We start from the raw sequence: 22,327 nt of genomic DNA, 5'->3' as shown, positions 1-22,327 counted from the left end.
GCCTATCGGGATCAGGGCACCGCGGGTCGGCGCTGCCAGTACGTCCAGAGCGGCCGGTAGCCCTGCGCGTACCAGAACGGCGTCGATCGTGGGTTGGCCAACGCGTGGTGCAGCAGCACGGCTTCGGTGCCGCATTCGTCGAAGACCTGGTGCGCGTGCGCGGCGAGCGCCGTCCCCACCCCGCTCGAGCGCGCCGGTTCGGCCACCGCGAGCGACGACAGGTAGCCGACCTTCTCCGCCGCGACCCGGTCGCCGATCCACGCCGTCTCGCCGGGGAACTGCACCCGGACCATGCCCAGCGGGCGGCCGTACAGTTCGGCGATCCACAACGTCGGATTTTCGCGGCCGACGTGTTTCGACAGCTCCGCCGTGATCGTTTCCTCCGCGCCCTCGCGCAAAGTGACAGAACCGAACTGCGCGTCATAACGCTGCAATTCCAGTTCGAGTCCGACGGCGGTTTCGAGATCATCCGCTTCGGCGGGCCGGATGTGCACTCCGGGAGTGGCGGGCGGCCCCGTCACGGCGAGCCGGTCGGCCGGGCGGACCGCGATCACCAGCACCGGCGCGAAGCCGCGGCGCAGCAATTCGGCCGAGCCGGGGGAGTCCCGGCTGGGCCGCACCACGGTCGCCGCGGTCTCGACATCCCCAGGCGGGGCGACGGTCTTCAGATGTTCATCCCATCGGGTGAGTAATGCGTCAAGGGCAGCTTCCGGGCGAGGGCCGGTGAGCCGCGCTTCGAGGCGATGCTCGACGAGCGCCCGCCACGGAGAGTCAACAGAATCGGGGCGTGCCTCGGTCCGTACCGACAATCCGGCGGCGGCCGAGTCGCCTGCCGTCGCGGAGAGTGACACGGAGCCCTCGGCAGGCTCCAGTGCAGGCATTTCGGGGAGCAGGGCGTCCACGGTGGCGAGCCGCTCGGCGTGCCCGGCGGCGATGGCGTGGCTATTCATAGGGCTATTCAAGCCCCTACTGATGGGTCCGCCGGGAACTTCACGAGATTGGCCGGGGCGTGGCGCCAGGTGACTTCCGGTAGTCGGAAGGAACGCGAATAACGCTCCCATTTCACCCCTTGGTCCACGCAGGTCAGCGGGACGCGCCCATTGTTAACCCTGGGGTGATCTCATACTGTCTCGAATGGGACTCGGGTACGCCCTCCGGGGTACTGTATTGCCCTCGTCCCCGAGGTCGCGGTAGGACAAGACCGGTTGGGCAGCCGGGAAGGAAGGTCGGATGCCGGACACGAACGGCAGGCCCGGGAGCGCCGCACAGGCGCCGGCGGGCAAGGGAGGCGCCGTTACGGAGGCTCGTACCGACGAGCGACGGTTCCGCGTCTACACCTTCGCGGTACTCACCATGGGCATCGCCGCCGCGGCCGCGGTCAGCCTCTGGCTGGACTTCGAGGCTTCGGACGACCTGTTGTGGATCGGGCCGATCCTCGCGCTCGCGTTCCTCCTCGCCGAACAGCTCGGCATCAACGTCGACGTCCGCAGCGGTATCTCGTGGACGATCTCGTTCACCGAGATCCCGCTGGTCATCGGTTTCTTCGTCGCTCCCTTCGAAGTCGTGCTCGCCGCCCACCTCGCGGCGGGCATCGGGACATTGCTGGCCCGCAAGGTCGCGGGCCGCGTGCTCTACAACGCCGGCGCCTTCCTGCTGGAGATCACCGGCGCGTTCGCCGTGGCAGGGCTGGTGAAACAGGCCTCCGGCGCCCACGACATGACCTGGATCGCCGCGCTGGCGGGCACTTTGACCGCGCCGCTGGTCAGCACGCTGCTCGCGCTCGCCGCCGTCCGCGTGCTGCGCCGCCGCATGCGGGTCAGCACCGCGATCCGCTTGACCGGCCGCATCCTCGTCGTCGGCTTCGTCAACGCTTCGGTCGGCCTTTCCGGATATTTGGTCATTTCCGGGACACCGAAGGCCTGGCCGCTCGTGCTGGCGGTGTTCCTCGGGCTCACCGCTTTGTACTGGGCGTACTCCGACCTGCTCCGCGAGCAGCGCGACATGGAAGCGCTGTCCGACGTCAGCCTGATGGTCGCGCGATCCGGTCAACAGGCCGCCGCGCGGCCCGCCGGGCGAGCCGACGAACTCGTCGGCGGTGTCGACGTCCGCGAATGGGCGACCATCGCCGAACGCATCAAGGACCAGCTCGCCGCCGGCCGGGTCGTGCTCAGGCTCCGGCTGGAACCGAAGGACACCATGCGGATGGTCGTCGCGGGCGACGAACTGCCGCCCGTCGACCCGGCCGCCGACGACCCGCTGCTGCGCCTGCCCGGCGCACACGTCCGGCACTTCCGGATCACCGAAGCCAATCCCGACGTCCGCTCCGCGTTGCTCGACCGTGGCGCGCAGGAGGCGCTGGTCGTCCCGTTGCGCAGCGCGAACCAGCTCCTCGGCGTCGTCGAAGCGCACGACAGGCTGTCCCGCTGGCGCGGGTTCGGCAAGTACGACGTCCAGCTGCTCGGCACGATGGCCAGCCACCTCGCGACGTCGCTGGACAACCGGCGCCTGCTCGCGACCCTGCGCCACGACGCCTACCACGATCCGCTGACCGGCCTGCTCAACCGGCCGGGCTTCCGCCAGGTCGCCAAGGAACCGTTGCGGGAACAGGTCAACGCGGTCGTGCTCCGGATCGACCTCGACGTCTTCTCCACCGTCAGCGACGCCCTCGGCTACGTCTGGGCCGACCGGATGGTCATCGCCGCGGGCCGCCGGATCCGCGACGCGCTCGGCCCCGACGTCCCGCTCGCCAGGCTCGAAGGTGCGTCCTTCGCGGCGCTCCTCGTCGGCTGCGCGCCGGAACGCGCCCAGGCCTCCGCGGAACTGCTGCGCGCGGAACTCGTCGCCCCGTATCCGGTGGACCGGCTTTCCGTCGAGGCCAACGCGATGATCGGCTACGCCACTTCGTCGGCGGAAGACGACGAACAGGTCGACGTCGACGGGCTCCTGCAACGCGCCGACGTCGCCGTCCGCGCGACCAAGGGCGGCGAAGAGGTCCGCGGCTACATGGCCAGCATGGGCCAGATCTTCATGCGCCGGTTCCAGATGGTCACGCAGTTCCGGCAGTCGCTGGAAGAAGGCCAGCTGAGCGTCCACTACCAGCCGAAGATCACCTTGCCGAACCGGCAGATCCAAGGCGTCGAGGCGCTCGTGCGCTGGGTGCATCCGGAGTTCGGCAGGCTCGGCCCCGACGAGTTCGTCCCGGCGATCGAAGCCGCCGGCCTCATCGGCGTCCTGACGTCGTTCGTGCTCGAAGAGTCGTTGAAGCGCGTGCGTAAGTGGCTCGACGAGGGCCTGCGCATCTCCGCCGCGGTGAACCTGTCGGTGCGGAACCTGGCCGACGAGGACTTCCCGACGAAGGTCGCGCGCGAACTCGACCGTTTCGGCATCCCGCCCGAGCTGCTCACCTTCGAGCTGACCGAGTCCGGTGTGATGTCCGACCCGCAAAAGGCACTGCCGATCCTGCGGGAGCTGCACTCCCTGGGCATCGTGCTCGCCGTCGACGACTTCGGCACCGGCTACTCGTCCCTGGCGTACCTGCGGCAGCTCCCGGTCGACCAGGTCAAGATCGACAAGAGCTTCGTCCTCGGCATGGGCACCGACCTCGGCGACCTCGCCGTCGTGCGCTCCATCGTCGAACTGGGCCATTCGCTCGGCCTCACGGTCGTGGCGGAGGGTGTCGAGGAAGACGTCGCGCGGGATCAGCTCGAGGCGATGGGGTGTGACGTGGCGCAGGGCTACCTCATCTCGCGGCCGCTGCCGGAGGACCGCCTGGAGGCGTGGCTGCAGGCCCGCACGGCACGCTCGCCGGGGCGGCACTCCGAGACCGTCCTGACCCTGCTGACCTGAGGTTTTGCGGTAAGGGGACCCCCCTGAAATCGGGGTCCTCCGAAGTTGGTAATCTTTCCAAGTCCTCGCGAGAGGCAAGGCCCCTTTAGCTCAGTCGGCAGAGCGTCTCCATGGTAAGGAGAAGGTCTACGGTTCGATTCCGTAAAGGGGCTCGCGACCTCAGCCGCGTCACGTAAGCGTGTCGCGGCCAGGTTCATGTAAGGCGGTGTAGCTCAGCTGGCAGAGCAAGCGGCTCATAATCGCTGTGTCGCCGGTTCAAGTCCGGCCACCGCTACGCGGTAATCCTGGGTATCCCAGGCCTAGTAGAGAAGGAAATGCTGTGGCTGCCACTGACGTGCGACCGAAGATCACGCTCGCGTGTGAGGAGTGCAAGCACCGCAACTACATCACCAAGAAGAACCGGCGCAACAACCCGGATCGCCTGGAGATGAAGAAGTTCTGCCCGAACTGCGGTACGCACCGGACTCACAAAGAGACCCGCTGAGCGTCTAGCGGTTCTACCTGTCTTACCCGAAGCCGTCCTGGCCGCCAGGGCGGCTTCGGGTATTTTTCGGGTTCGGTAGCCTGCTCGGGTGGCCTTGGACCAGTCGTTCACCGGGCGGGTGTACCCGCCGACCAGTACCTATGAAGTGAGTCGCGAGAAGATCCGGGAGTTCGCCGACGCGCTCGGCGACGCGAACCCGCTCTACCGCGATACCGAAGCGGCGAAGGCGGCCGGCTACCCCGACGTCATCGCCCCGCCGACGTTCCTGACGATCATCAACCTCGCCTCGATCAACGCGATCGTCTCAGACCCCGAGCTGGGGCTCGACTATTCGCGGATGGTCCACGGCGACCAGCGGTTCACCTATACGCGGCCGGTACACGCGGGCGACGTCCTGTCGCTCACCACGTACATCGACAACATCATGACCCGCGCCGGGAACGACTTCATCAACCTGCGCGCCGAGATCTCCGGCGCCGACGGTGGCCCGATCGCCACCACGAACGCCCAGCTCGTGGTCCGAGGGGAGGACGCGTGAGCACGTTCACCGTCGGGGAAGAACTGACACCGCTGACCATCGACGTCACCCGGGAGCAGCTGGTGCGCTACGCCGGCGCCTCGCTGGACTTCAACCCCATCCACTGGAACGAGGCCTTCGCCAAGGAGGTCGGCCTGCCGGACGTCATCGCGCACGGGATGCTGACCATGGCGCTCGGAGCGCGGCTCGTCACCGACTGGCTCGGCGACCCCGGCCGCCTTGTCGACTACTTCGCGCGCTTCACGCGCCCCGTGGTCGTGCCGAACGACGGCGCGGCGACGATCGAGTTCACCGGGAAGGTCGCCGTGGTCAACGACGACGGCACCGCCCGCGTCGACATCACCGCCAAGTTCGAGGGCAAGGCCGTCCTGGGCAAGGCCCAAGCGGTCGTCCGCGCCTGACCTCAAGCGGAGCAAGGGACCTTTGCTATCACTCGCTTAGCGTGCCTAAGTAAGTGATAGCAAAGGTCCCTTGCTCTCTTTCCGCAGGTCAGCGAGTCGGAGTCGGCCGCGTAGGAGCTTCGCGTCCACTGTGTGGATTTCGGGACGTTAGATGACCCGAAATCCACACAGTCCCGCAGGAAGGGGCTGGACACCCCGCGTGCCCTGCCAGTCCAGACCCGAGCCCGCCACATCACCGAGGCAAGGCCCGCAGAAACCCCTACGCGAGCTTGAGCAGCTTCTCGATGACCTCCGCCATCCCTTCCGCGCCCCGCGCGTTCGGGTGCAGTGGCGCCGCGGGCACGGAGGGAGCTGGGCCTTCGACCCAGCGCCGGTTCGCGGCGCTGCACATGTCCCGCCCCTTGCTCGCTGTCGACATGTCGGCGAAGCCCGCTTCGTGCTCCTTCGCGGTCTCCTGCAGCGCCGTGTTCAGTCGTTTCAGCGAGTCGCGGAAGTAGGCGACGTCCCCCGCGCCGACGGGCAGGACCGGCCAGCAACCGGCGTCGTCGTCCGGAAGCACCGTCGGATACCCCACGACCACGATGCGCGCCGAAGGGGCTTTCGCGTGGATCTGGTCCAGGATTCCGCCGAGCCGCCCCGCCGCTGCGGCGATCCGCTCGGCCAGCTGGTCACGTCCACCCGCGGTCAGCTGGGCCCTACAAGGCGAAGCGGTCTGCACCTGCGTCGTGCACTGGTTCGCGAAGCCGACGAAGCCCACGTCGTTACCGCCGATCCCGACGGTCACCAGGGTCGTGTCGCCGTCGATGGCGTCGAGTTGCGGAGCGTTCGTGCCGTCCCGGGTCTTCTGCTCACCGGTGAGGTGTTCGGTCGTGGCGCCACCGCAGCTGGCGTCGACGAACTCGGCCGGGCGCAGCTTCGCGGCGAGCAGGCTCGGGTAGTTGTTGTCCGAGCGGTCGCAGCCCGGGGGCGCACCCACAGGTCGACCGGTGCCCGGCGACGCCGTGTACGAATCACCCAGCGCCACGTACCGGCCCGCGCCGTCCGAAACGGTGACTCCCGCAGGTGTCACCGACGTCCCACGCTCCCACAGGTGGTAAGCGATCCCCAGGACGGACAGCACGATCACCAGGAAGAGGCAGCCTCCGCCCGTTCTCCGCTGCGTCACCCGTTCGTTGTACGCGACCTGGGTCACATTTGTCATCGGTCCGCTCGTCGGTGGACGACGCGTGAACGGGTGATCTCCGGTTGCCTGAGATGTGGATCACATTCAAGGTGGACGGGTACCTGGCACCGAGGAAAGGCGAAAACGTGAGCCTGAACTTGACCAAGCTGGTCGACAAGGCGTGGGAGGACAAGGGGATCAACGAGCTGCTGGACGCGCCCCCGTCCGCGCTCGAAGGCCTCACCAAGAAGCACGACGAACTCCTCGCCGAGCTCAAGATCAAGACCATCCGGGACCTCGGCAACTGGAAGTACGCCGCGAAGGCCCACGCGCTCGTACAGCTCGCCGACGGCGAATCCTGACCTTCGGAAGGCCCTTCCCGGTGAACCGGGGAGGGCCTTCAGCCGCGGGGGACGAGGTCGCGCAGCTCGGCGGCGAGATCGAGGGCGTGGCCGACGTCCCGCGCGAGGTAGTGCGGGTCGACGAAGGCTTCGGCGATCCCGGTTTCGGCAGCCGCCTTCAGCTGCGAGGCGACGTCTTGGAGATCGGTTCCGGGCTTCGGGTTGATCCGCAGGACCCGCCGCAGCGTGCCGGGATCGCGACCCGCCTTCTCGGCCGCGCTCACCACGGTCTCCCAGAGCTTCGCCAGATACGGCGCGGGTAGTCCCGCGGGAAGCCAGCCGTCCGCGCGGCGGCCGACGCGATCCAGCGCCACCGGCGACAGCCCGCCCAGCAACACCGGCGGATGCGGGCTCTGCGCCGGTCGTAAGCCGACCTTCGACGCCGGGATCCGCCAGCGTTCGCCTTCGTGCTCGACAGGGTCTCCGGTCCAGAACTTTCCGAGGACGTCGAGAAGCTCCTCCAGTTGCCCGCCACGGCCCTTCCAGGGCGTGCCCGTCGCCGTGTACTCGTCGCGAAGCCAGCCGATGCCCAAGCCGACGTCCAGGCGGCCGCCGCTCACCTGATCCAGTGAAGTGAGCATCCGGGCGAGCACGACGGCCGGATACACCGTTCCGGTGAGTGTGCTGGTGCCCAGCCGGACCTTGTTCGTGACGCTGGAGGCGACGGTCAGCAGGATGAGCGGATCGGCGAAGGTGACGAACTCGGGCGGGTACGGCCGTTCCGGCGTGCCGCCGGGGTAGAAGTCCGACGGCGACACCGGGGCCAGCACACGATCCCCGACCCACAAGGACTCGTACCCGAGCTCTTCGGCGGCCGCGGCGAAACCGGTGACGGCGTCCATCGACGCGAGGGGACCGTATTGCGGAAGGGCGATTCCCAGGCGCATCACGGTCACCGTGCTTCCGCGAGCAGGCTGCCCATCCTGGAGATCCCTTCGGCGAGATCGCTTTCGCCCAGCGCATAGGAAATCCGGAAGTAGCCAGGGGTCCCGAACGCCTCGCCGGGCACCACGGCGACCTCGGCCTCGCGCAGGATCAGATCGGCCAGCGCCACCGTGTCGGCCGGGCGCGCGCCGCGAATTTCCTTACCCAGCAAGGCTTTCACCGACGGGTACACGTAGAAGGCGCCGAGCGGCACCGGAGTCTCGACGCCAGGGATCTCGGACAGCAGGGAAAGTGCCTTCTGGCGGCGGGAGTCGAAGGCTTCGCGCATCGCGAAAACGGCGTCGAGCGGGCCGCTCACCGCGGCCAGCGCGGCTCGTTGCGCCACGTTCGAAACGTTGCCGCACAAGTGCGACTGGTACGCCGTCGCCGCCTTGACCACGTCTTGCGGACCGAGCAGCCAGCCCACCCGCCAGCCGGTCATCGAGTACGTCTTCGCGACACCGTTGAGGACGATCGTCCGGTCGGCGAGTTCCGGGACCAGGACGGGCATCGAGGGCGCTTCGGCGCCGTCGTAGACCAGGTGCTCGTAGATCTCGTCGGTGATGACCCAGAGGCCGTTTTCGTACGCCCAGCGCCCGATCGCCTCGACCTGTTCGCGCGGGTACACCGCGCCGGTCGGGTTCGACGGCGACACGAAAAGCAGCACCTTCGTGCGCGGTGTCCTGGCGGCTTCGAGCTGCTCGACGGTGACCAGGTAGCCCGTCGTCTCGTCCGCCGTGACCTGCACCGCGACGCCGCCGGCGAGGGCGATCGACTCCGGGTACGTCGTCCAGTACGGCGCGGGCAGCAGCACCTCGTCGCCGGGGTCGAGCAGCGTCGCGAACGCCGAGTAGACCGCCTGCTTGCCGCCGTTGGTCACCAGGACGCGGCCGGGGTCGACCTCGAACCCGGAGTCGCGGACGGTCTTCGCCGCGATCGCCTCGCGCAGCTCCGGCAGCCCGCCCGCGGCGGTGTAGCCGTGATTGACCTTGTCCCGGACGGCCGCTTCGGCGGCTTCGAGCACGTTGGCCGGGGTGGGGAAGTCCGGCTGCCCGGCACCGAACCCGATCACCGGGCGACCCTGTGCCTTGAGCTCCCGGGCCTTCGCGTCGACGGCCAGCGTGGCCGAGGGCGTGATGCCGCCGATGCGGGCCGAGACGCGGTTGGCCATCGAAGGCGAGGGTGCGGGAGCGCTCATGGCGACATCGTGGCACGATCATGGGGTCGGCCGTGGGGGAGTTTCCCCGCGGAAGGCTGCTCCGCGCCGCTTTGAGGGGCGCGGTTGCGAAGCTGTTCGGGGGTTGCCGTAGACTTCTGGTCTTGGAACGCACTACGGTCATCCCCGCCACGGCGGTGGGGACGATGGAATGCGTCCTCGGGAGCTCCGGAGCATCGGGGTTCCAAAGGGGTGTAGCTCAATTGGCAGAGCAGCGGTCTCCAAAACCGCAGGTTGCAGGTTCAAGTCCTGTCACCCCTGCGTTAGCGAACTGGTGAAGGCGGAGGAGTGGTCGTGAGCGACAGCGACGCCAGCGGTGAGAAGGCGCAGGACGGCGCCGGGCAGAAGCCCGACGAGCAGTCCCGCCCGGTGACCGCCGCTGCCCGGCGTGAGCGCCGTGCGTCCGCGCGCCCGTCCGGTAAGGCCGACGCCAAGTCGGACGACAAGACCCGCCCCGCCGGCAAGGCGAAGGCCGGGGACAAGACCGAGAAGTCCAAGGACGCCAAAGGCACGGCGACCCCGAAGCGCGACCGCAAGCCGAAGCAGGCGTCGATCTTCGCCCGGCTCATGCGCTTCATCCGTGAGGTCTGGGCCGAGCTGCGCAAGGTCATCTGGCCGAACCGCAAGCAGATGGTCACCTACACCGCGGTGGTGCTGGTCTTCGTGGTGTTCATGGTGGCGCTGGTGAGCGGCCTCGACCTGGCCTTCAAAGAGGTCGTCGGTGCCGTCTTCGGCAGCTGAGGCAGCCGTTCGCGGTGCCTGAGCGCACCGCCCGGTGGCCTGCGCCACGGCAACCGATCAACTGAGAGGACGGAACGTGACCTCCGACAACGGCACAGCAGCCGGTCATGAGCTGACCGAGCTTTCCGACGAGCAGGTGCACGCGGCACTCGGCGACGAGCAGTCCGAGCACCTGGACTCCGTCGAGGTGCCCGCCGCAGGCGACGAGGTCGACGAAGCCGGAGATGTCGCGGAGGCCGAAGAGGCGTCCGTCGAGACCGACGACACCGCAGCCGACGACACCGCCGCCGAGTCCGACGAGGACGTCGACCCGGTCGCGAAGCTGCGCGCGGAACTCAACGCCGCTCCCGGTGAGTGGTACGTCGTGCACTCGTACGCGGGCTACGAGAACAAGGTGAAGACCAACCTCGAGACCCGGACCCAGACGCTGGACGTCGAGGACTACATCTTCCAGATCGAGGTCCCGACCGAAGAGGTCACCGAGATCAAGAACGGCCAGCGCAAGCAGGTGCAGCGCAAGGTGCTGCCCGGCTACATCCTGGTCCGCATGGACCTGAACGACGCCTCGTGGAGCGCGGTGCGCAACACGCCGGGTGTCACCGGGTTCGTCGGCGCCACGTCGCGTCCGTCGCCGCTGACCGTGGACGAGGTGCTCAAGTTCCTCGCGCCCAAGGTCGAGACGGCCGCCCCCGCCAAGTCCGGCAAGGGAGAGGCCGCTTCCGCCGAGTCCCAGCTCGGTGCGCCCGCGGTCGAGGTCGACTTCGAGGTCGGCGAGTCGGTCACCGTCATGGACGGCCCGTTCGCGACGCTGCCCGCGACGATCTCCGAGGTCAACGTGGACGGACAGAAGCTGAAGGTCCTGGTGTCGATCTTCGGCCGGGAGACCCCGGTCGAGCTGTCGTTCAACCAGGTCTCCAAGATCTGACGGCCGCCAGACGGCCGGCAGTCCCCGCGTACTGGCAGGTGTGCGGGGGACTCAAGTCAGTAAGAAGGAACAAACGAAATGCCACCCAAGAAGAAGAAGCTTGCGGCGATCATCAAGCTGCAGATCAAGGCGGGTGCGGCCAACCCCGCGCCGCCGGTCGGCCCCGCGCTGGGTCAGCACGGCGTCAACATCATGGAGTTCTGCAAGGCCTACAACGCCGCGACCGAGTCGCAGCGCGGGGACGTCGTCCCGGTCGAGATCTCCGTGTACGAAGACCGCACGTTCGACTTCAAGCTCAAGACGCCGCCGGCCGCGAAGCTGCTGCTGAAGGCCGCGGGCGTGGAGAAGGGTTCCGGCGAGCCGCACAAGACCAAGGTCGCCAAGGTCACCTGGGACCAGGTCCGCGACATCGCGAAGACCAAGGAATCCGACCTGAACGCGCACGACATCGACCAGGCCGCGAAGATCATCGCCGGCACCGCCCGCTCGATGGGCATCACGGTCGTCGACTGAGCTCCACCCAGCACCACCGTGGGAGAGCCAAGTGCTGGCTCCAACACCACACTGATCCGTTGAAGAGTTAAGGACAGAAGCAATGCCCAAGCACAGCAAGGCCTACCGCAAGGCTCTTGAGCTGGTGGACCGCGAGCGGCTCTACGCCCCGCTCGAGGCCGCGAAGCTGGCCAAGGAGACTTCCTCCGCGAAGATGGACGCCACCGTCGAGGTCGCCATGCGCCTCGGTGTCGACCCTCGTAAGGCCGACCAGATGGTCCGCGGCACCGTGAACCTGCCGCACGGCACCGGTAAGACCGCCCGCGTCATTGTCTTCGCCGTTGGTGACAAGGCCGCCGAGGCCGAGGCCGCCGGCGCGGACGTGGTCGGCACCGACGAACTGATCGAGCGCATCCAGGGTGGCTGGCTCGAGTTCGACGCCGCGATCGCGACGCCGGACCAGATGGCGAAGGTCGGCCGTATCGCCCGCATCCTCGGCCCGCGTGGCCTGATGCCGAACCCGAAGACCGGCACCGTGACCCCCGCGGTCGCGAAGGCCGTGACGGACATCAAGGGCGGTAAGATCAACTTCCGCGTGGACAAGCAGGCCAACCTGCACTTCGTCATCGGCAAGGCCTCGTTCGACACCGAGAAGCTGGTGGAGAACTACGCGGCCGCGCTGGACGAGATCCTCCGCGCCAAGCCCTCGTCGGCGAAGGGTCGCTACCTGAAGAAGGTCACGATCTCCACGACGATGGGCCCGGGTGTCCCGGTCGACCCGGCCCGGACCCGCAACCTCCTCTCCGAGGACGCGTGAGTCTGAGTTAGACATCACTGAGAAGGGGGCGGTCCCGCTACGGCGGGGTCGCCCCTTTTTCGTGTTTGCTTGAGGGCATGCCTACCTTCGCGTCGTTCGACGGGCTTCAGCTGAGCTACACCGTTTGGGAAGGCCGAGGGCGTCCGGTACTGCTGCAACACGGCTTCGCCGCCGACACGAACGCCAACTGGATCGCGCCGGGCGTCGTCGACACCCTCCAGGACGCGGGGCTGACCGTGATCAGCCTGGACGCGCGCGGCCACGGGCGGTCGGCGAAACCGCACGACGAGGCGAGCTACGGCGACGATGCGATGGTCCGCGACGTGTCGGCGCTGCTCGACACGCTGAACCTCGACGAGGTGTCGATGGTCGGCTACTCGATGGGCGCGATGATCGCGCTCGGCGCTGTGGCCGACGACCCGCGGATCCGGTGTCTCGCGATCGGCGGGGTCGGTTCGGGGATCGTCGACTTCGGTGGCGTGGACACCCGCGTCGTCACGCCGGAGGCGATCAGCGATGCTCTCCTGGCGGAGGACCCTTCGGCGCTTCCGCCGTCTTCGGCGCCGTTTCGTATGCTGGCCGACGCTCTGCGGGCGGACCGGATCGCGCTGGCGGCCGTCGCGCGCGGGACGGCGAACCCGAAACTGGACCTGACGGCGATCGCGGTGCCGACCCTGATCCTGGCCGGGGACACCGACCCGCTGGCCGCGGAACCCGAACGCCTGGCCGCCGCCATCGCCGGCGCTCGCCTCGTCCGCGTCCCCGGCGACCACATGGCCGCCGTCATGCACCCCGCCTTCGGCTCCGCGCTGACCGGCTTCCTGACTTCGCACGACCTCTGACCTGCGTTTAGCCCCCTAATCGCGATCTGGGGTGGAAACGCCCAGGTCAGTTGCCCGTGGGCGGGGCGGGGCAGGGGTCGGGGGAGTTCGCGTGCCCGGTGATCAGCCACTGGCCCATCTCGACTTCCTGCAGGGTGAAGCTGCCAAGCAGGGGGCCACCGCGGATGGTGTACCAGCACGAGTGGATCGTCAGGTTCTGCCGCGGGACCACACTCGACATGGGGCGCACCGCGTAGATGTACGGCGTGATGTCGGTGACCTTCGCGTTCAGCGCCGGGACAGCGGTCGCGCAATCCGGATAGCCGAGGTCGCGGGCGAACTGGGCCTGCGCCTGCTCGCTCATCGACAGGCAGACCTTTTCGACGCGGGTGGCAGGTGGGTACGGCTTGCCGATCGTGTCGTAGATGGCCCGCACCGCCTCCCACGGGTTGGTCGAAAGCACCTGGTTGGTGCGGTGCTTGCCCCCGCCGCCCTGGACGAACGTCGCCGTGTCTTCCCCGGCGTCGCTGGGGAAGATCTGCCGGTAGGCGATGGTCGCGCCAATGCAGATCAGCAGGATCACGATCACCCAGGCGAGGAGCTTCCCGCCCAGACGGCGCAGCCAGCGCGGCGCACGCGGCCGAGGGGCCTTGACGAGTTCACCGGGAGGAGGTCCCGGAGGTACCGGGGGCTGTCCTCCGTAGTGCTGGGTCATGGGCTGCGCGGGCTGCGACGGCACAAGGCCCTGCTGCTGCGCCTCGGTGAACTTCAGATAGTCCTGGAACTGCTGAAACTGCTGGAACTGGCGCAGTTGTTCCTCGTCCAGCCGGGGCGCGGGCCGACCTCCCGCCTTGGGTTCGATGTCCGTGCCGGGCTCGTTGTCCGGCTTTCCGTCATCACGCTGCTCCGCCACGTCACCATGATGCCTCGCGGGCCCTCCCGCGCACTCCGCCGGTCGCGTTTAGCGGGCTAAACGCGATTTGGCAGGGGGGTGCCGCCGGGGACGAAACAGGGTCACGTATCCTCGTCAAGGTTCTACCGAAGACCGCTGGTCTTCTCCTGGTCATCTGGCCTGGAGAACGAAGGCCCCGCTAGGGCGGGCGACCCGCGCAGGAGGAACGAGGCTCGTCCATGACGCATGTCGTCGTGTGCCCTGACGCCCCGCGCCTGTCTGCGCTGGGGCGTTTCGTCGTTTCAGGGCTCTCAAGGCCAGTGGACCACTAGCCAAGAGAGGAGGCGACCATGGCGAAGCCCGACAAGGAGGCGGCCGTCGCCGAGATCGCGGAGAGCTTCCGCAGCAGCTCGGCCACAGTCGTTACCCAGTACACCGGCCTCTCCGTGTCCCAGCTGTCCCAGCTGCGCCGCGCTCTCGGCACCAATGCCAAGTACCGGGTCGCGAAGAACACCCTCGTCAAGCGTGCCGCCACGGACGCCGGAATCGAGGGTCTCGAGGACCTGTTCGTCGGCCCGACCGCGATNCGAGCTTCTCCGCGCTGGCCCAGCTGCCGGACCTCTGGGTCGGCGAGCTGAAGGCGCTGATCTTCGGCTTCATCGCCGCGGTCGTCGCCTCCTACCGGGGACTGAACCCGTCCGGCGGCCCGAAGGGCGTCGGCGACGCGGTGAACCAGTCGGTCGTCATCACGTTCCTCATGCTGTTCGTGGTGAACTTCGTGATCACGCTGATCTACCTGCAGATCGTGCCCGGAAAGCTGGACTGACGCATGACCTTTCTCCAGGGCGCCAAGCGGGTCGCCAACCGTCCTTTGCAGACTCTGGACAACCTCGGTGACCAGATGTCGTTCTACGGCCGCGCGTTGTTGTGGACGCCGAGGACGCTTCGCCGCTACATGAAAGAAGTTCTGCGGCTGCTGGCCGAGGTGAGCTTCGGTTCCGGCTCGCTCGCGGTCATCGGCGGCACGGTCGGCGTGATGGTCGGCCTGACGCTGTTCACCGGTGTCCTCGTCGGTCTTCAGGGTTATTCGGCGCTGAACTCGATCGGCACTTCGGCCTTCACCGGCTTCCTGACCGCGTTCTTCAACACCCGCGAGATCGCCCCGCTGGTCGCCGGCCTCGCGCTTTCGGCGACGGTCGGCGCCGGGTTCACCGCCCAGCTGGGCGCGATGCGGATCTCGGAGGAGATCGACGCACTCGAAGTCATGGGCGTGCCCAGCCTGCCGTACCTGGTGACCACGCGGATCATCGCCGGTTTCGTCGCGGTCATCCCGCTGTACGTCATCGGCCTGCTGAGTTCGTATCTCGCGTCCCGGTTGGTCGTTATCTACATCTACAACCAGTCAGCGGGTACCTACGACCATTACTTCGACCTGTTCCTACCACCACAGGATGTGTTGTATTCGTTCATCAAGGTGCTGTTGTTCAGCGTCTTGATCATCCTGTCCCATTGCTATTTCGGATACCGGGCCTCCGGTGGCCCCGCCGGTGTCGGCGTGGCCGTCGGTAAAGCGGTCCGGCTGAGCATCGTCACGGTGTCCATCATGAACTTCTTCATCGGTTTCGCGATCTGGGGAACCGACGTCACGGTGAGGATCGCAGGATGATCGCGACAATCCGGCGCAGGCTGCTGGGCCTGCTTCTGGTCGCCGTGCTCATCGGCGGAGTGGCGCTGAGCATCGCGCTGTACCAAAGGGCCTTCACACCCGTCGTCAGCGTGAAGCTCCAGTCGGGCAACATCGGGAACCAGTTGCTGAAGCAGTCCGACGTGAAGGTCCGCGGTCTGATCGTCGGTTCGGTGAAGGACATCGCCGCGACGCCGGACGGTGCCGAACTCACGCTCGCGCTGAATCCGGAGTCGGCGAAACTGATCCCCCAGAACGTTTCGGCGCGATTCCTGCCGAAGACCTTGTTCGGTGAGCGCTTCGTTTCCCTCGAAATCCCGGACGTGCCTTCGGAGAAGACGATCGCCGAGGGCGACGTGATCACCCAGGACCGCACGTCCGGCGCGGTCGAGCTGGAGCAGGCCTTCGCCCATCTGATGCCGGTCTTGCAGGCCGTCCAGCCGCAGAAGCTGTCGAGCACGCTTTCGGCGATCTCGACCGCGCTCAACGGCCGCGGCGACCAACTCGGCGACACCCTCGCGCAGCTCGGCAATTACGTCGGCGAACTGAACCCGCACGAGCCCAAGCTCCAGCAGAACCTCAAGGAGCTCGCGAAGTTCTCGGACAACCTCGGCGCCGTCGCCCCGGATCTGGTGCAGACCTTGGACAACCTGAGCACCACCACCCGCACCGTGGTGGACCAGAAGATGAACCTGGCGAACCTCTACGGCAGCGTCACCCAGGCTTCGGTCGATCTGCAGACGTTCCTGCGGAACAACGCGGACAACCTGATCCGGCTCGCCGACACCGCCCGCCCGACGGCGGAGCTGCTGGCGAAGTACTCGCCGGAGTACCCGTGCGTGATCGGGCAGATGGCGGACAACCTGCCGAAGATCGACAAGGCTCTCGGCAAGGGCACCGACCGGCCGGGTCTGCACGCGACCATCGAGGTCACCGTCAACCGCGGGCCGTACCTGCCCGGCAAGGACGAGCCTCGGTTCGAGGACAAACGCGGCCCGCGCTGCTACGACCTGAAGCAGTTCCCGGACCCGTTCCCGCAGTACCCGCCGGACGGCCCGATCAAGGACGGCAGCACGGTCAAACCGCCGGCGCGCTCGGCGAACGACGGTCTCTCGCCGTCGAACAACTTCGCGAACTACGGCGGCTACAACGGCAACGGCGGGGGCGCCCCCGGCGGTAGCCCGTCCTACAGCGCGTCCGAATCGGACTTCCTCGCGCAGTTGGTCGCACCGCAGGTCGGCATGGCCGCGTCGGACGTGCCCGGCTGGGGCTCGCTGCTCGTCGGCCCGCTCTACCGAGGAGCGGAGGTGCACGTCAAATGAGGGGATTGCTCGCTCCGCTGATCAAACTCGGCGCCTTCATCGTCGTCACCGTGCTGTTCACGACCATCCTCGGGATCAGCATCGCCAACGTGAACACCACCAGCACCAACGCCTACAAGGCGCGGTTCAGCGACGCGACCCTCGTGCTGCCCAACGACGACGTCCGCATCGCCGGTGTCCGGGTCGGGCAGGTCAAGGAGGTCCGCATCGTCGACCGGCGTCAGGCCGAGATCGAGTTCGAAGTGGACGCCGGCCGCAAACTGCCCGCCGGGGTGACCGCGCAGATCAAGTTCCGGAACCTGGTCGGCCAGCGCTACCTCTCGCTCGGGCAGGGCACCGACACCTCCGGCAAGACACTGGAGCCCGGCGGGAACATCCCGCTGGAGCGGACCACGCCCGCGCTCGACCTGACGCAGTTGTTCAACGGGTTCAAGCCGCTGTTCACCGCGCTCAACCCGGACGACATCAACAAGCTGTCCTACGAGGTCATCCAGGTCCTTCAGGGCGAGGGCGGCACGGTCGAAAGCCTGTTGAAGCACACCGCGTCGCTGGCCACCACGATCGCCGACAAGGACAAGGTGATCGGTGAGGTCATCGACAACCTGAACTCGGTGCTCGACACGGTCAACGCGCATACGCCGCAGCTGAACGACCTGATCGTCAAGCTGCAGCAGCTGGTCTCCGGGCTGGCCGCGGACCGCGAGCCGATCGGCGACGCCATCGACTCGCTCGGCACCCTCGCCCAGACGACCTCCGGTCTGCTCGGCGAGGCCCGCGAGCCGCTCAAGCAGGACATCGCCGCGCTCGGCACGCTGACGAAGAACCTCAACGACAGCCAGCCGATCGTCGAGCACTTCATCCAGTTCCTGCCGCAGAAGGTGACGGCGCTGACCCGCACGGCCGACTACGGCTCCTGGTTCAACTTCTTCGCTTGTGAGATGACGGGAGCCGTCGCCCTGCCTCCGCTGATCAACGAACCGATCAACCTGCCGCTGCTGCCGGTGAACCGGGCGAGGTGCACGGCATGAAGTCGTTCCAGAAACGCAATCCGATCCCGATCGCGCTGGTCGGCATCTCGGTGCTGCTGCTCGGTTTCCTCGCCGCGCTCAACTCGGAGGACCTACCGGTCATCGGCGGCGGGACGACGTACTCCGCGGACTTCAGCGAGGCTTCGGGCCTGCAGGAGGACAACGACGTCCGGGTCGCCGGCGTGAAGGTCGGCAAGGTCTCCGAGATCAAGCTCGACGGCGACAAGGTCCGGATCTCGTTCAAGGTCAAGGACGCCTGGCTTGGCGACAAGACCAGCGCGGCCATCAAGATCAAGACCGTGCTCGGCCAGAAGTACCTGGCGCTCGACCCGCAGGGGCAGCGCACGCTCGACCCGAGCGCCACCATCCCGCGTGAGCGCACGATGTCGCCGTTCGACGTCCTCGACGCCTTCCGCGGGCTTTCGCAGACCGTCGACGACATCGACACGACGCAGCTGGCGAAGAGCTTCGACGTCATCACGGACACGTTCGCGGACACCCCAGCCGACGTGAAGGGCGCGCTGACCGGCCTTTCCCGGCTCTCGGACACCATCGCCAAGCGTGACTCGCAGCTGTCGAGCCTGCTCGCGAACACGCGGCAGGTCTCGCAGACGCTCGTCGACCGTGACGCCGAGTTCCAGAAGCTGCTGGCCGACGGCAACAAGCTGCTCGGCGAGGTGGCCAAGCGCAAGGACGCGATCTCCGCGCTGCTGGACGGCTCGCGCAACCTCGCCACCCAGCTCAAGGGCCTGGTCGACGACAACGACGCGCAGCTCGACCCGGTGCTCACCCAGCTCGACCAGCTGACCTCGATGCTCCAGCGCAACCAGGACGCCCTCGGCCAGGGCATCGCGCGGTTCGCGCCGTTCATCCGGGTGTTCACGAACACGATCGGCAACGGCCGCTGGTTCGACAACTACATCTGCGGACTGGTCCTGCCGTCGTTCGGGCCGATCAACGAGAAGGGGTGCTACGAGAAATGAGTACCCGTCTCGGAGCCGGCCTGGCTCGCGGCTTCACCATCGCGATCGTGCTCGCGCTGGTCGTCGCCGGCGCGCTGTGGTGGACGCTCAAGGACGCCGGCCGCAACCACGTGACCGCGTACTTCGCCGGCACCGTCGGCCTCTACGAGGGCAACAGTGTCCGCATGCTCGGCGTCGACATGGGCACGGTCACCAAGATCCAGCCGATGGGCAACCAGGTCCGCGTCGAACTCGAGTACGACCGTTCGGTCGCCGTGCCCGCGGACGCGAAGGCGATCATCGTGTCGCCGTCCCTGGTCAGCGACCGCTACGTGCAGCTCGCCCCGGCCTACAAGGGCGGCCCGCGGATCGCCGACGGTGCGGTCATCGGGCTCGACCGCACCGAGGTCCCCCTGGAAGTCGACGAACTCGCCGCCAGCCTCTCCCGGGTCAGCAAATCGCTCGGGCCCAACGGCGCCAACAAGAACGGTTCGCTGTCGAACCTGCTCGACACCGCCGCGAAGAACTTCGACGGCAACGGGCAGGCGCTGCACGACACGATCACGAAACTCGGCCAGGCCGCGGGCACGTTGTCGGGCAACAAGGACGACCTGTTCAAGACCGTCGAGAACCTCGGCTCCTTCTCGCAGACGCTGGTGAACAGCGACAAGCAGGTCCGCGACTTCGAACGGCAGCTCGCCGACGTCAGCGGATTCCTCGCGGGGGAGCGGGAGAACCTCTCGGCCACGGTGAAGCAGCTGTCCGACACGCTCACCGCGGTGCAGGCGTTCATCGAGAAGAACCGCGACCGACTCAAGTCCAATGTGGACAAGCTGGCCAGCGTGACCAAGGTGCTCGTGGATCAGCGCGGCGCGCTCGCCGAGATCCTCGACGTCGCCCCGGTCGGCCTCGGCAACCTGGTCAACACCTACAACGCCTCGTCGGGCACGCTCGACGCGCGGGCCAACCTCAACGAGCTCACCCAGCCGCCGCTGGTGATGGTGTGCAACCTGCTCAAGCAGACCCCGGACGCGCTCGACGCGCTGGGCGACGCGTGCAAGGGGGTCGCCGGGCTGGTCGACGGGCTGGTGCCGCTGCCGTCGATCGCGCAGGTGATCCAGTCTTCGCAGGCGGGCCAGTTGCCGCCGCTTCCGCTCCCGATCGCCGGTGAGCTCTACGGTTCGGGGGCGAAGTGATGAAGAAGATCGCTCTTATCGCCTCCGGGACGGTCGCGGCGCTGACGTTGAGCGGCTGCGGGTTCAGCGGGATCTACGACGTCCCGCTGCCCGGCGGCGCCGAACTCGGCGACCACCCGTACACGGTCAAGGTGCAGTTCCGGGACGTGCTCGACCTGACCCCGCAGGCCGGGGTGAAGGTGAACGAGGTCGCCATCGGCCGCGTCGAAGCGATCGGGCTGACCCAGGACGGCTGGAACGCCGAGGTCACCCTCCGGGTCAACGGCGACGTGAAGCTGCCGGCGAACGCGCTCGCCAACGTCAAGCAGTCGAGCCTCCTCGGTGAGAAGTACGTCGAGCTGGCGGCGCCCGCCGACGGGCAGGGCAAGCTCGCCGACAACGCCGTGATCCCGCTGGCCCGCACGAACCGCAGCGTCGAGGTCGAAGAACTACTCGGTGCGCTTTCGCTGCTGCTCAACGGTGGCGGGGTCGAACAGCTCAACACCATCACCAAGGAACTCAACAACGCCACCACCGGCCGTTCGCCGGAGCTCAAGGCGCTGCTGAACAACACCAACGAGCTGGTCACGAACCTGGACAAGCAGTCCGCGAACATCACGCGGGCGCTCGACGGGCTGAACCGGCTCTCGCTCACCCTGAACGGCCAGAAGGACAAGCTGGTCGGCGCGGTCGACAACCTCGGCCCCGGCCTCGGCGTGCTGGAGCAGCAGCGCGGTCAGCTGGTGACCATGCTGAACGCGCTCAACCATCTCTCCGGGGTCGCCGTCGACACGGTGAACAAGAGCAAGGAAGACCTCGTCGCCGACCTCAAGGCGCTGCAGCCGACGCTGCAGAAGCTCGGCGAGGCGGGCTCGGATCTGCCGAAGGCGCTGGAGATCCTGCTGACCTTCCCGTTCAGCGACGCCGCCTACGACGGCGTCAAGGGCGACTACTTCAACCTGTTCGCGAAGATCGACCTGAACCTGAACGAGATCCTCAAGAACCTCGGCCGCAGCCGGGAGAACCCGCTCAAGGACGTCGTCCCGGTCCCGGGCCTGACCGGCGGCACCGAGGGGCCGGGCGCGAACCCGCCCCTGCCGATCCCGGACAGCGTCGGCGGTGTCGCCGGTGGCCAGGCGAGCGCGCCACAGGGTGGCGGGCAGCCGCAACAGACCGGACCCGCCGGTATCTTCGGCGTGCTGTCGGGAGGTGCCGGCTGATGCTGGTCCGTAGGACGAAGATCCAGCTGGTCGCGTTCGCGATCATCTCCGTGGTCGCCATCGTGTACGCGCTGATCCGGTTCGCCGGGCTCGGCCAGGTCTTCGGCGACGAGGGCTACACGGTGAAACTGCAGCTCAAGCAGTCGGGCGGCATCTTCCAGAACGCCGAGGTCACGTACCGGGGCTTCAACATCGGCCGGGTCGGCGAGCTGCGCCTGACCAAAACCGGGCTGGAGGCCGACCTCAACATCTCGCCGGACGCCCCGCAGGTGCCCGCCGATCTCGACGCCGTCGTCGCGAACCGGTCGGCGGTCGGCGAACAGTTCGTCGACCTGCGGCCCCGGAGCGAGAACGGCCCGTTCCTGAACGCGAGCTCGGTCATCCCGGCCGACAAGGTCAAGACGCCCGTGCCCACCGAGCAGCTCATCGGCGACCTCGACAGCCTCGCGGCTTCGGTGCCGACCGACTCGCTGCGCAAGGTCGTCGACGAGTCGTACAACGCCTTCAACGGCACCGGCCCGGACCTGCAGCGGCTGCTCGACACCGCGCGGAGCTTCACCGCGACCGCGCAGGAATACCTGCCGCAGACCGTCCAGCTGCTGGAAAAGGGCGGGCAGGTCCTCGAAACGCAGAACGACATGGCGAGCTCGATGAAGTCGTTCAGCGCGGACCTCAACAAGCTCTCCGGCACACTGAAGAACTCCGACGCCGACATCCGGAAGCTGATCGGGATCACCCCGCAGGTGGCGAACCAGATCAGCTCGGTTCTCGCCGAATCCGGGCCGGGGCTGGGCGCGCTGACGGCGAACCTGCTCACGACGTCGAACCTGCTGGTGACCCGGCTCGACGGGCTGGAACAGGGCCTGGTGACCTACCCGATGCTGGCCGCGGGCGCGAACAGCGTCGCCAACGACGGCACCGCGCACTTGGGCCTCGCGCTCAACCTGTTCAACCCGCCTTCGTGCACCAAGGGCTACCTCGGCCTCGACAAGTACCGCGAAGGCACCGACACGACGCCTCGCCCGCCGAAGGACGACGCGTACTGCGCCGAGCCGAAGGGCAGCCCGATCAACGTGCGCGGTTCGCAGAACGTGCCGTACAACGGGGTCCCGCAGATCCCGTCGGAAGGCGACGTCGCGGCGAACGCCGGCCGCTCGGCCGAGGAACTGGCCAGCCTGCGCGCGGCACAGGGCATGCCGAGTGTCCTGCAGAGCCCCGGGGTCAGCCTGCCCACCCTCGGCACGCTGCTGGGCCTGCCCGGCTGAGGCCGAGACCG

At 67.7% G+C, this 22,327-nt stretch carries 22 protein-coding genes, 3 tRNA genes and 2 pseudogenes; 22 read left to right on the top strand and 5 right to left on the bottom strand.

The genetic code is table 11. The annotated features are described in order from the left end of the window. Nucleotides 1-11: 11 nt before the first annotated feature. Complete coding sequence (locus tag LCL61_RS41700; protein WP_340684784.1) at nt 12-950, bottom strand: GNAT family N-acetyltransferase; 939 nt, start codon at nt 948-950, stop codon at nt 12-14. A gap of 280 nt (nt 951-1,230) precedes the next feature. Here LCL61_RS41700 and LCL61_RS41695 point away from each other — a divergent pair, with 280 nt between their 5' ends. The 6 genes from LCL61_RS41695 to LCL61_RS41670 all read left to right on the top strand — a co-directional run bounded on the left by LCL61_RS41695 (nt 1,231) and on the right by LCL61_RS41670 (nt 5,269). Then, nucleotides 1,231-3,846, top strand: a complete 2,616-nt coding sequence (locus LCL61_RS41695; protein WP_340684783.1) for a putative bifunctional diguanylate cyclase/phosphodiesterase — start codon at nt 1,231-1,233, stop codon at nt 3,844-3,846. Between the two features lie 79 nt (nt 3,847-3,925). Continuing rightward, nucleotides 3,926-3,998: transfer RNA gene (locus LCL61_RS41690), tRNA-Thr, on the top strand. 49 nt (nt 3,999-4,047) lie between these two features. After that, nucleotides 4,048-4,120: transfer RNA gene (locus LCL61_RS41685), tRNA-Met, on the top strand. Between the two features lie 45 nt (nt 4,121-4,165). After that, on the top strand, nt 4,166-4,330 hold the full coding sequence (gene rpmG, locus LCL61_RS41680) for a 50S ribosomal protein L33 (protein ID WP_005152047.1): 165 nt from the start codon (nt 4,166-4,168) through the stop codon (nt 4,328-4,330). Nucleotides 4,331-4,418: 88 nt separating this feature from the next. Further along, nucleotides 4,419-4,868 (top strand): MaoC family dehydratase N-terminal domain-containing protein, encoded by a 450-nt coding sequence (locus LCL61_RS41675; protein WP_034304171.1) that lies wholly within the window; start codon nt 4,419-4,421, stop codon nt 4,866-4,868. Beyond that, entirely contained in the window at nt 4,865-5,269 is a 405-nt protein-coding gene (locus tag LCL61_RS41670) for a MaoC family dehydratase (protein ID WP_340684782.1), read from the top strand. Before LCL61_RS41675 ends, LCL61_RS41670 begins: the two co-directional genes overlap by 4 nt. A 259-nt stretch (nt 5,270-5,528) precedes the next feature. On the opposite strand, the gene LCL61_RS41665 is transcribed toward LCL61_RS41670, so the two are convergent. Then, a complete protein-coding gene (locus LCL61_RS41665; RefSeq protein WP_340688812.1) occupies nt 5,529-6,461 on the bottom strand; it encodes an SGNH/GDSL hydrolase family protein in 933 nt (310 codons plus the stop codon). 116 nt (nt 6,462-6,577) lie between these two features. Here LCL61_RS41665 and LCL61_RS41660 point away from each other — a divergent pair, with 116 nt between their 5' ends. After that, complete coding sequence (locus tag LCL61_RS41660) at nt 6,578-6,793, top strand: hypothetical protein (protein WP_093932019.1); 216 nt, start codon at nt 6,578-6,580, stop codon at nt 6,791-6,793. 38 nt (nt 6,794-6,831) lie between these two features. On the opposite strand, the gene LCL61_RS41655 is transcribed toward LCL61_RS41660, so the two are convergent. Together LCL61_RS41655 and LCL61_RS41650 are read right to left on the bottom strand one after the other, a co-directional pair. Then, nucleotides 6,832-7,728, bottom strand: coding sequence for a TIGR03619 family F420-dependent LLM class oxidoreductase (locus LCL61_RS41655; protein ID WP_340684781.1), 897 nt, complete (start codon nt 7,726-7,728; stop codon nt 6,832-6,834). Then, complete coding sequence (locus LCL61_RS41650; RefSeq protein WP_340684780.1) at nt 7,725-8,954, bottom strand: pyridoxal phosphate-dependent aminotransferase; 1,230 nt, start codon at nt 8,952-8,954, stop codon at nt 7,725-7,727. The genes LCL61_RS41655 and LCL61_RS41650 overlap by 4 nt, the downstream gene beginning before the upstream one ends. Before the next feature lie 206 nt (nt 8,955-9,160). Here LCL61_RS41650 and LCL61_RS41645 point away from each other — a divergent pair. The 6 genes from LCL61_RS41645 to LCL61_RS41620 all read left to right on the top strand — a co-directional run bounded on the left by LCL61_RS41645 (nt 9,161) and on the right by LCL61_RS41620 (nt 12,789). After that, nucleotides 9,161-9,233 (top strand) — tRNA-Trp (locus tag LCL61_RS41645). A 27-nt stretch (nt 9,234-9,260) separates the two neighbouring features. After that, on the top strand, nt 9,261-9,713 hold the full coding sequence (gene secE / locus LCL61_RS41640; protein WP_007031001.1) for a preprotein translocase subunit SecE: 453 nt from the start codon (nt 9,261-9,263) through the stop codon (nt 9,711-9,713). Between the two features lie 76 nt (nt 9,714-9,789). Next, on the top strand, nt 9,790-10,638 hold the full coding sequence (gene nusG, locus LCL61_RS41635) for a transcription termination/antitermination protein NusG (RefSeq protein ID WP_340684779.1): 849 nt from the start codon (nt 9,790-9,792) through the stop codon (nt 10,636-10,638). A 78-nt stretch (nt 10,639-10,716) separates the two neighbouring features. Continuing rightward, complete coding sequence (gene rplK / locus LCL61_RS41630) at nt 10,717-11,151, top strand: 50S ribosomal protein L11 (protein ID WP_005152062.1); 435 nt, start codon at nt 10,717-10,719, stop codon at nt 11,149-11,151. Nucleotides 11,152-11,233: 82 nt separating this feature from the next. After that, a complete protein-coding gene (gene rplA, locus LCL61_RS41625) occupies nt 11,234-11,947 on the top strand; it encodes a 50S ribosomal protein L1 (RefSeq protein ID WP_007031003.1) in 714 nt (237 codons plus the stop codon). 77 nt (nt 11,948-12,024) lie between these two features. After that, entirely contained in the window at nt 12,025-12,789 is a 765-nt protein-coding gene (locus LCL61_RS41620; protein ID WP_340684778.1) for an alpha/beta hydrolase, read from the top strand. A 46-nt stretch (nt 12,790-12,835) separates the two neighbouring features. Here the strand turns inward: LCL61_RS41620 and LCL61_RS41615 are convergent, their stop codons facing one another. Continuing rightward, nucleotides 12,836-13,681 (bottom strand): hypothetical protein, encoded by an 846-nt coding sequence (locus LCL61_RS41615; protein ID WP_340684777.1) that lies wholly within the window; start codon nt 13,679-13,681, stop codon nt 12,836-12,838. 329 nt (nt 13,682-14,010) lie between these two features. On the opposite strand from LCL61_RS41615, the pseudogene rplJ reads away from it, so the two are divergent. The 9 genes and pseudogenes from rplJ to LCL61_RS41570 all read left to right on the top strand — a co-directional run. Continuing rightward, nucleotides 14,011-14,244: pseudogene (gene rplJ, locus LCL61_RS41610) on the top strand (50S ribosomal protein L10); the annotation flags it as partial. A 5-nt stretch (nt 14,245-14,249) separates the two neighbouring features. Next, nucleotides 14,250-14,486 (top strand): annotated as a pseudogene (locus LCL61_RS41605) (ABC transporter permease); the annotation flags it as partial. A gap of 3 nt (nt 14,487-14,489) precedes the next feature. Continuing rightward, nucleotides 14,490-15,326: an MlaE family ABC transporter permease gene (locus tag LCL61_RS41600; RefSeq protein ID WP_016331063.1), complete on the top strand. Its 837-nt coding sequence runs from the start codon at nt 14,490-14,492 to the stop codon at nt 15,324-15,326. After that, nucleotides 15,323-16,666: an MCE family protein gene (locus LCL61_RS41595; RefSeq protein ID WP_340684776.1), complete on the top strand. Its 1,344-nt coding sequence runs from the start codon at nt 15,323-15,325 to the stop codon at nt 16,664-16,666. Before LCL61_RS41600 ends, LCL61_RS41595 begins: the two co-directional genes overlap by 4 nt. Further along, a complete protein-coding gene (locus tag LCL61_RS41590; protein WP_340684775.1) occupies nt 16,663-17,694 on the top strand; it encodes an MCE family protein in 1,032 nt (343 codons plus the stop codon). The genes LCL61_RS41595 and LCL61_RS41590 overlap by 4 nt, the downstream gene beginning before the upstream one ends. Continuing rightward, on the top strand, nt 17,691-18,677 hold the full coding sequence (locus tag LCL61_RS41585) for an MCE family protein (RefSeq protein WP_340684774.1): 987 nt from the start codon (nt 17,691-17,693) through the stop codon (nt 18,675-18,677). The genes LCL61_RS41590 and LCL61_RS41585 overlap by 4 nt, the downstream gene beginning before the upstream one ends. After that, entirely contained in the window at nt 18,674-19,852 is a 1,179-nt protein-coding gene (locus LCL61_RS41580; protein WP_340684773.1) for an MCE family protein, read from the top strand. Before LCL61_RS41585 ends, LCL61_RS41580 begins: the two co-directional genes overlap by 4 nt. Further along, complete coding sequence (locus LCL61_RS41575; protein WP_340684772.1) at nt 19,852-21,051, top strand: MCE family protein; 1,200 nt, start codon at nt 19,852-19,854, stop codon at nt 21,049-21,051. The genes LCL61_RS41580 and LCL61_RS41575 overlap by 1 nt, the downstream gene beginning before the upstream one ends. After that, complete coding sequence (locus LCL61_RS41570; RefSeq protein ID WP_340684771.1) at nt 21,051-22,316, top strand: MlaD family protein; 1,266 nt, start codon at nt 21,051-21,053, stop codon at nt 22,314-22,316. Before LCL61_RS41575 ends, LCL61_RS41570 begins: the two co-directional genes overlap by 1 nt. Nucleotides 22,317-22,327: the final 11 nt, after the last annotated feature.

It is taken from the genome of Amycolatopsis coloradensis, from assembly GCF_037997115.1.
GTDB lineage: Bacteria > Actinomycetota > Actinomycetes > Mycobacteriales > Pseudonocardiaceae > Amycolatopsis > Amycolatopsis coloradensis_A.
This window is presented reverse-complemented; position numbering and strand designations above follow the sequence as displayed.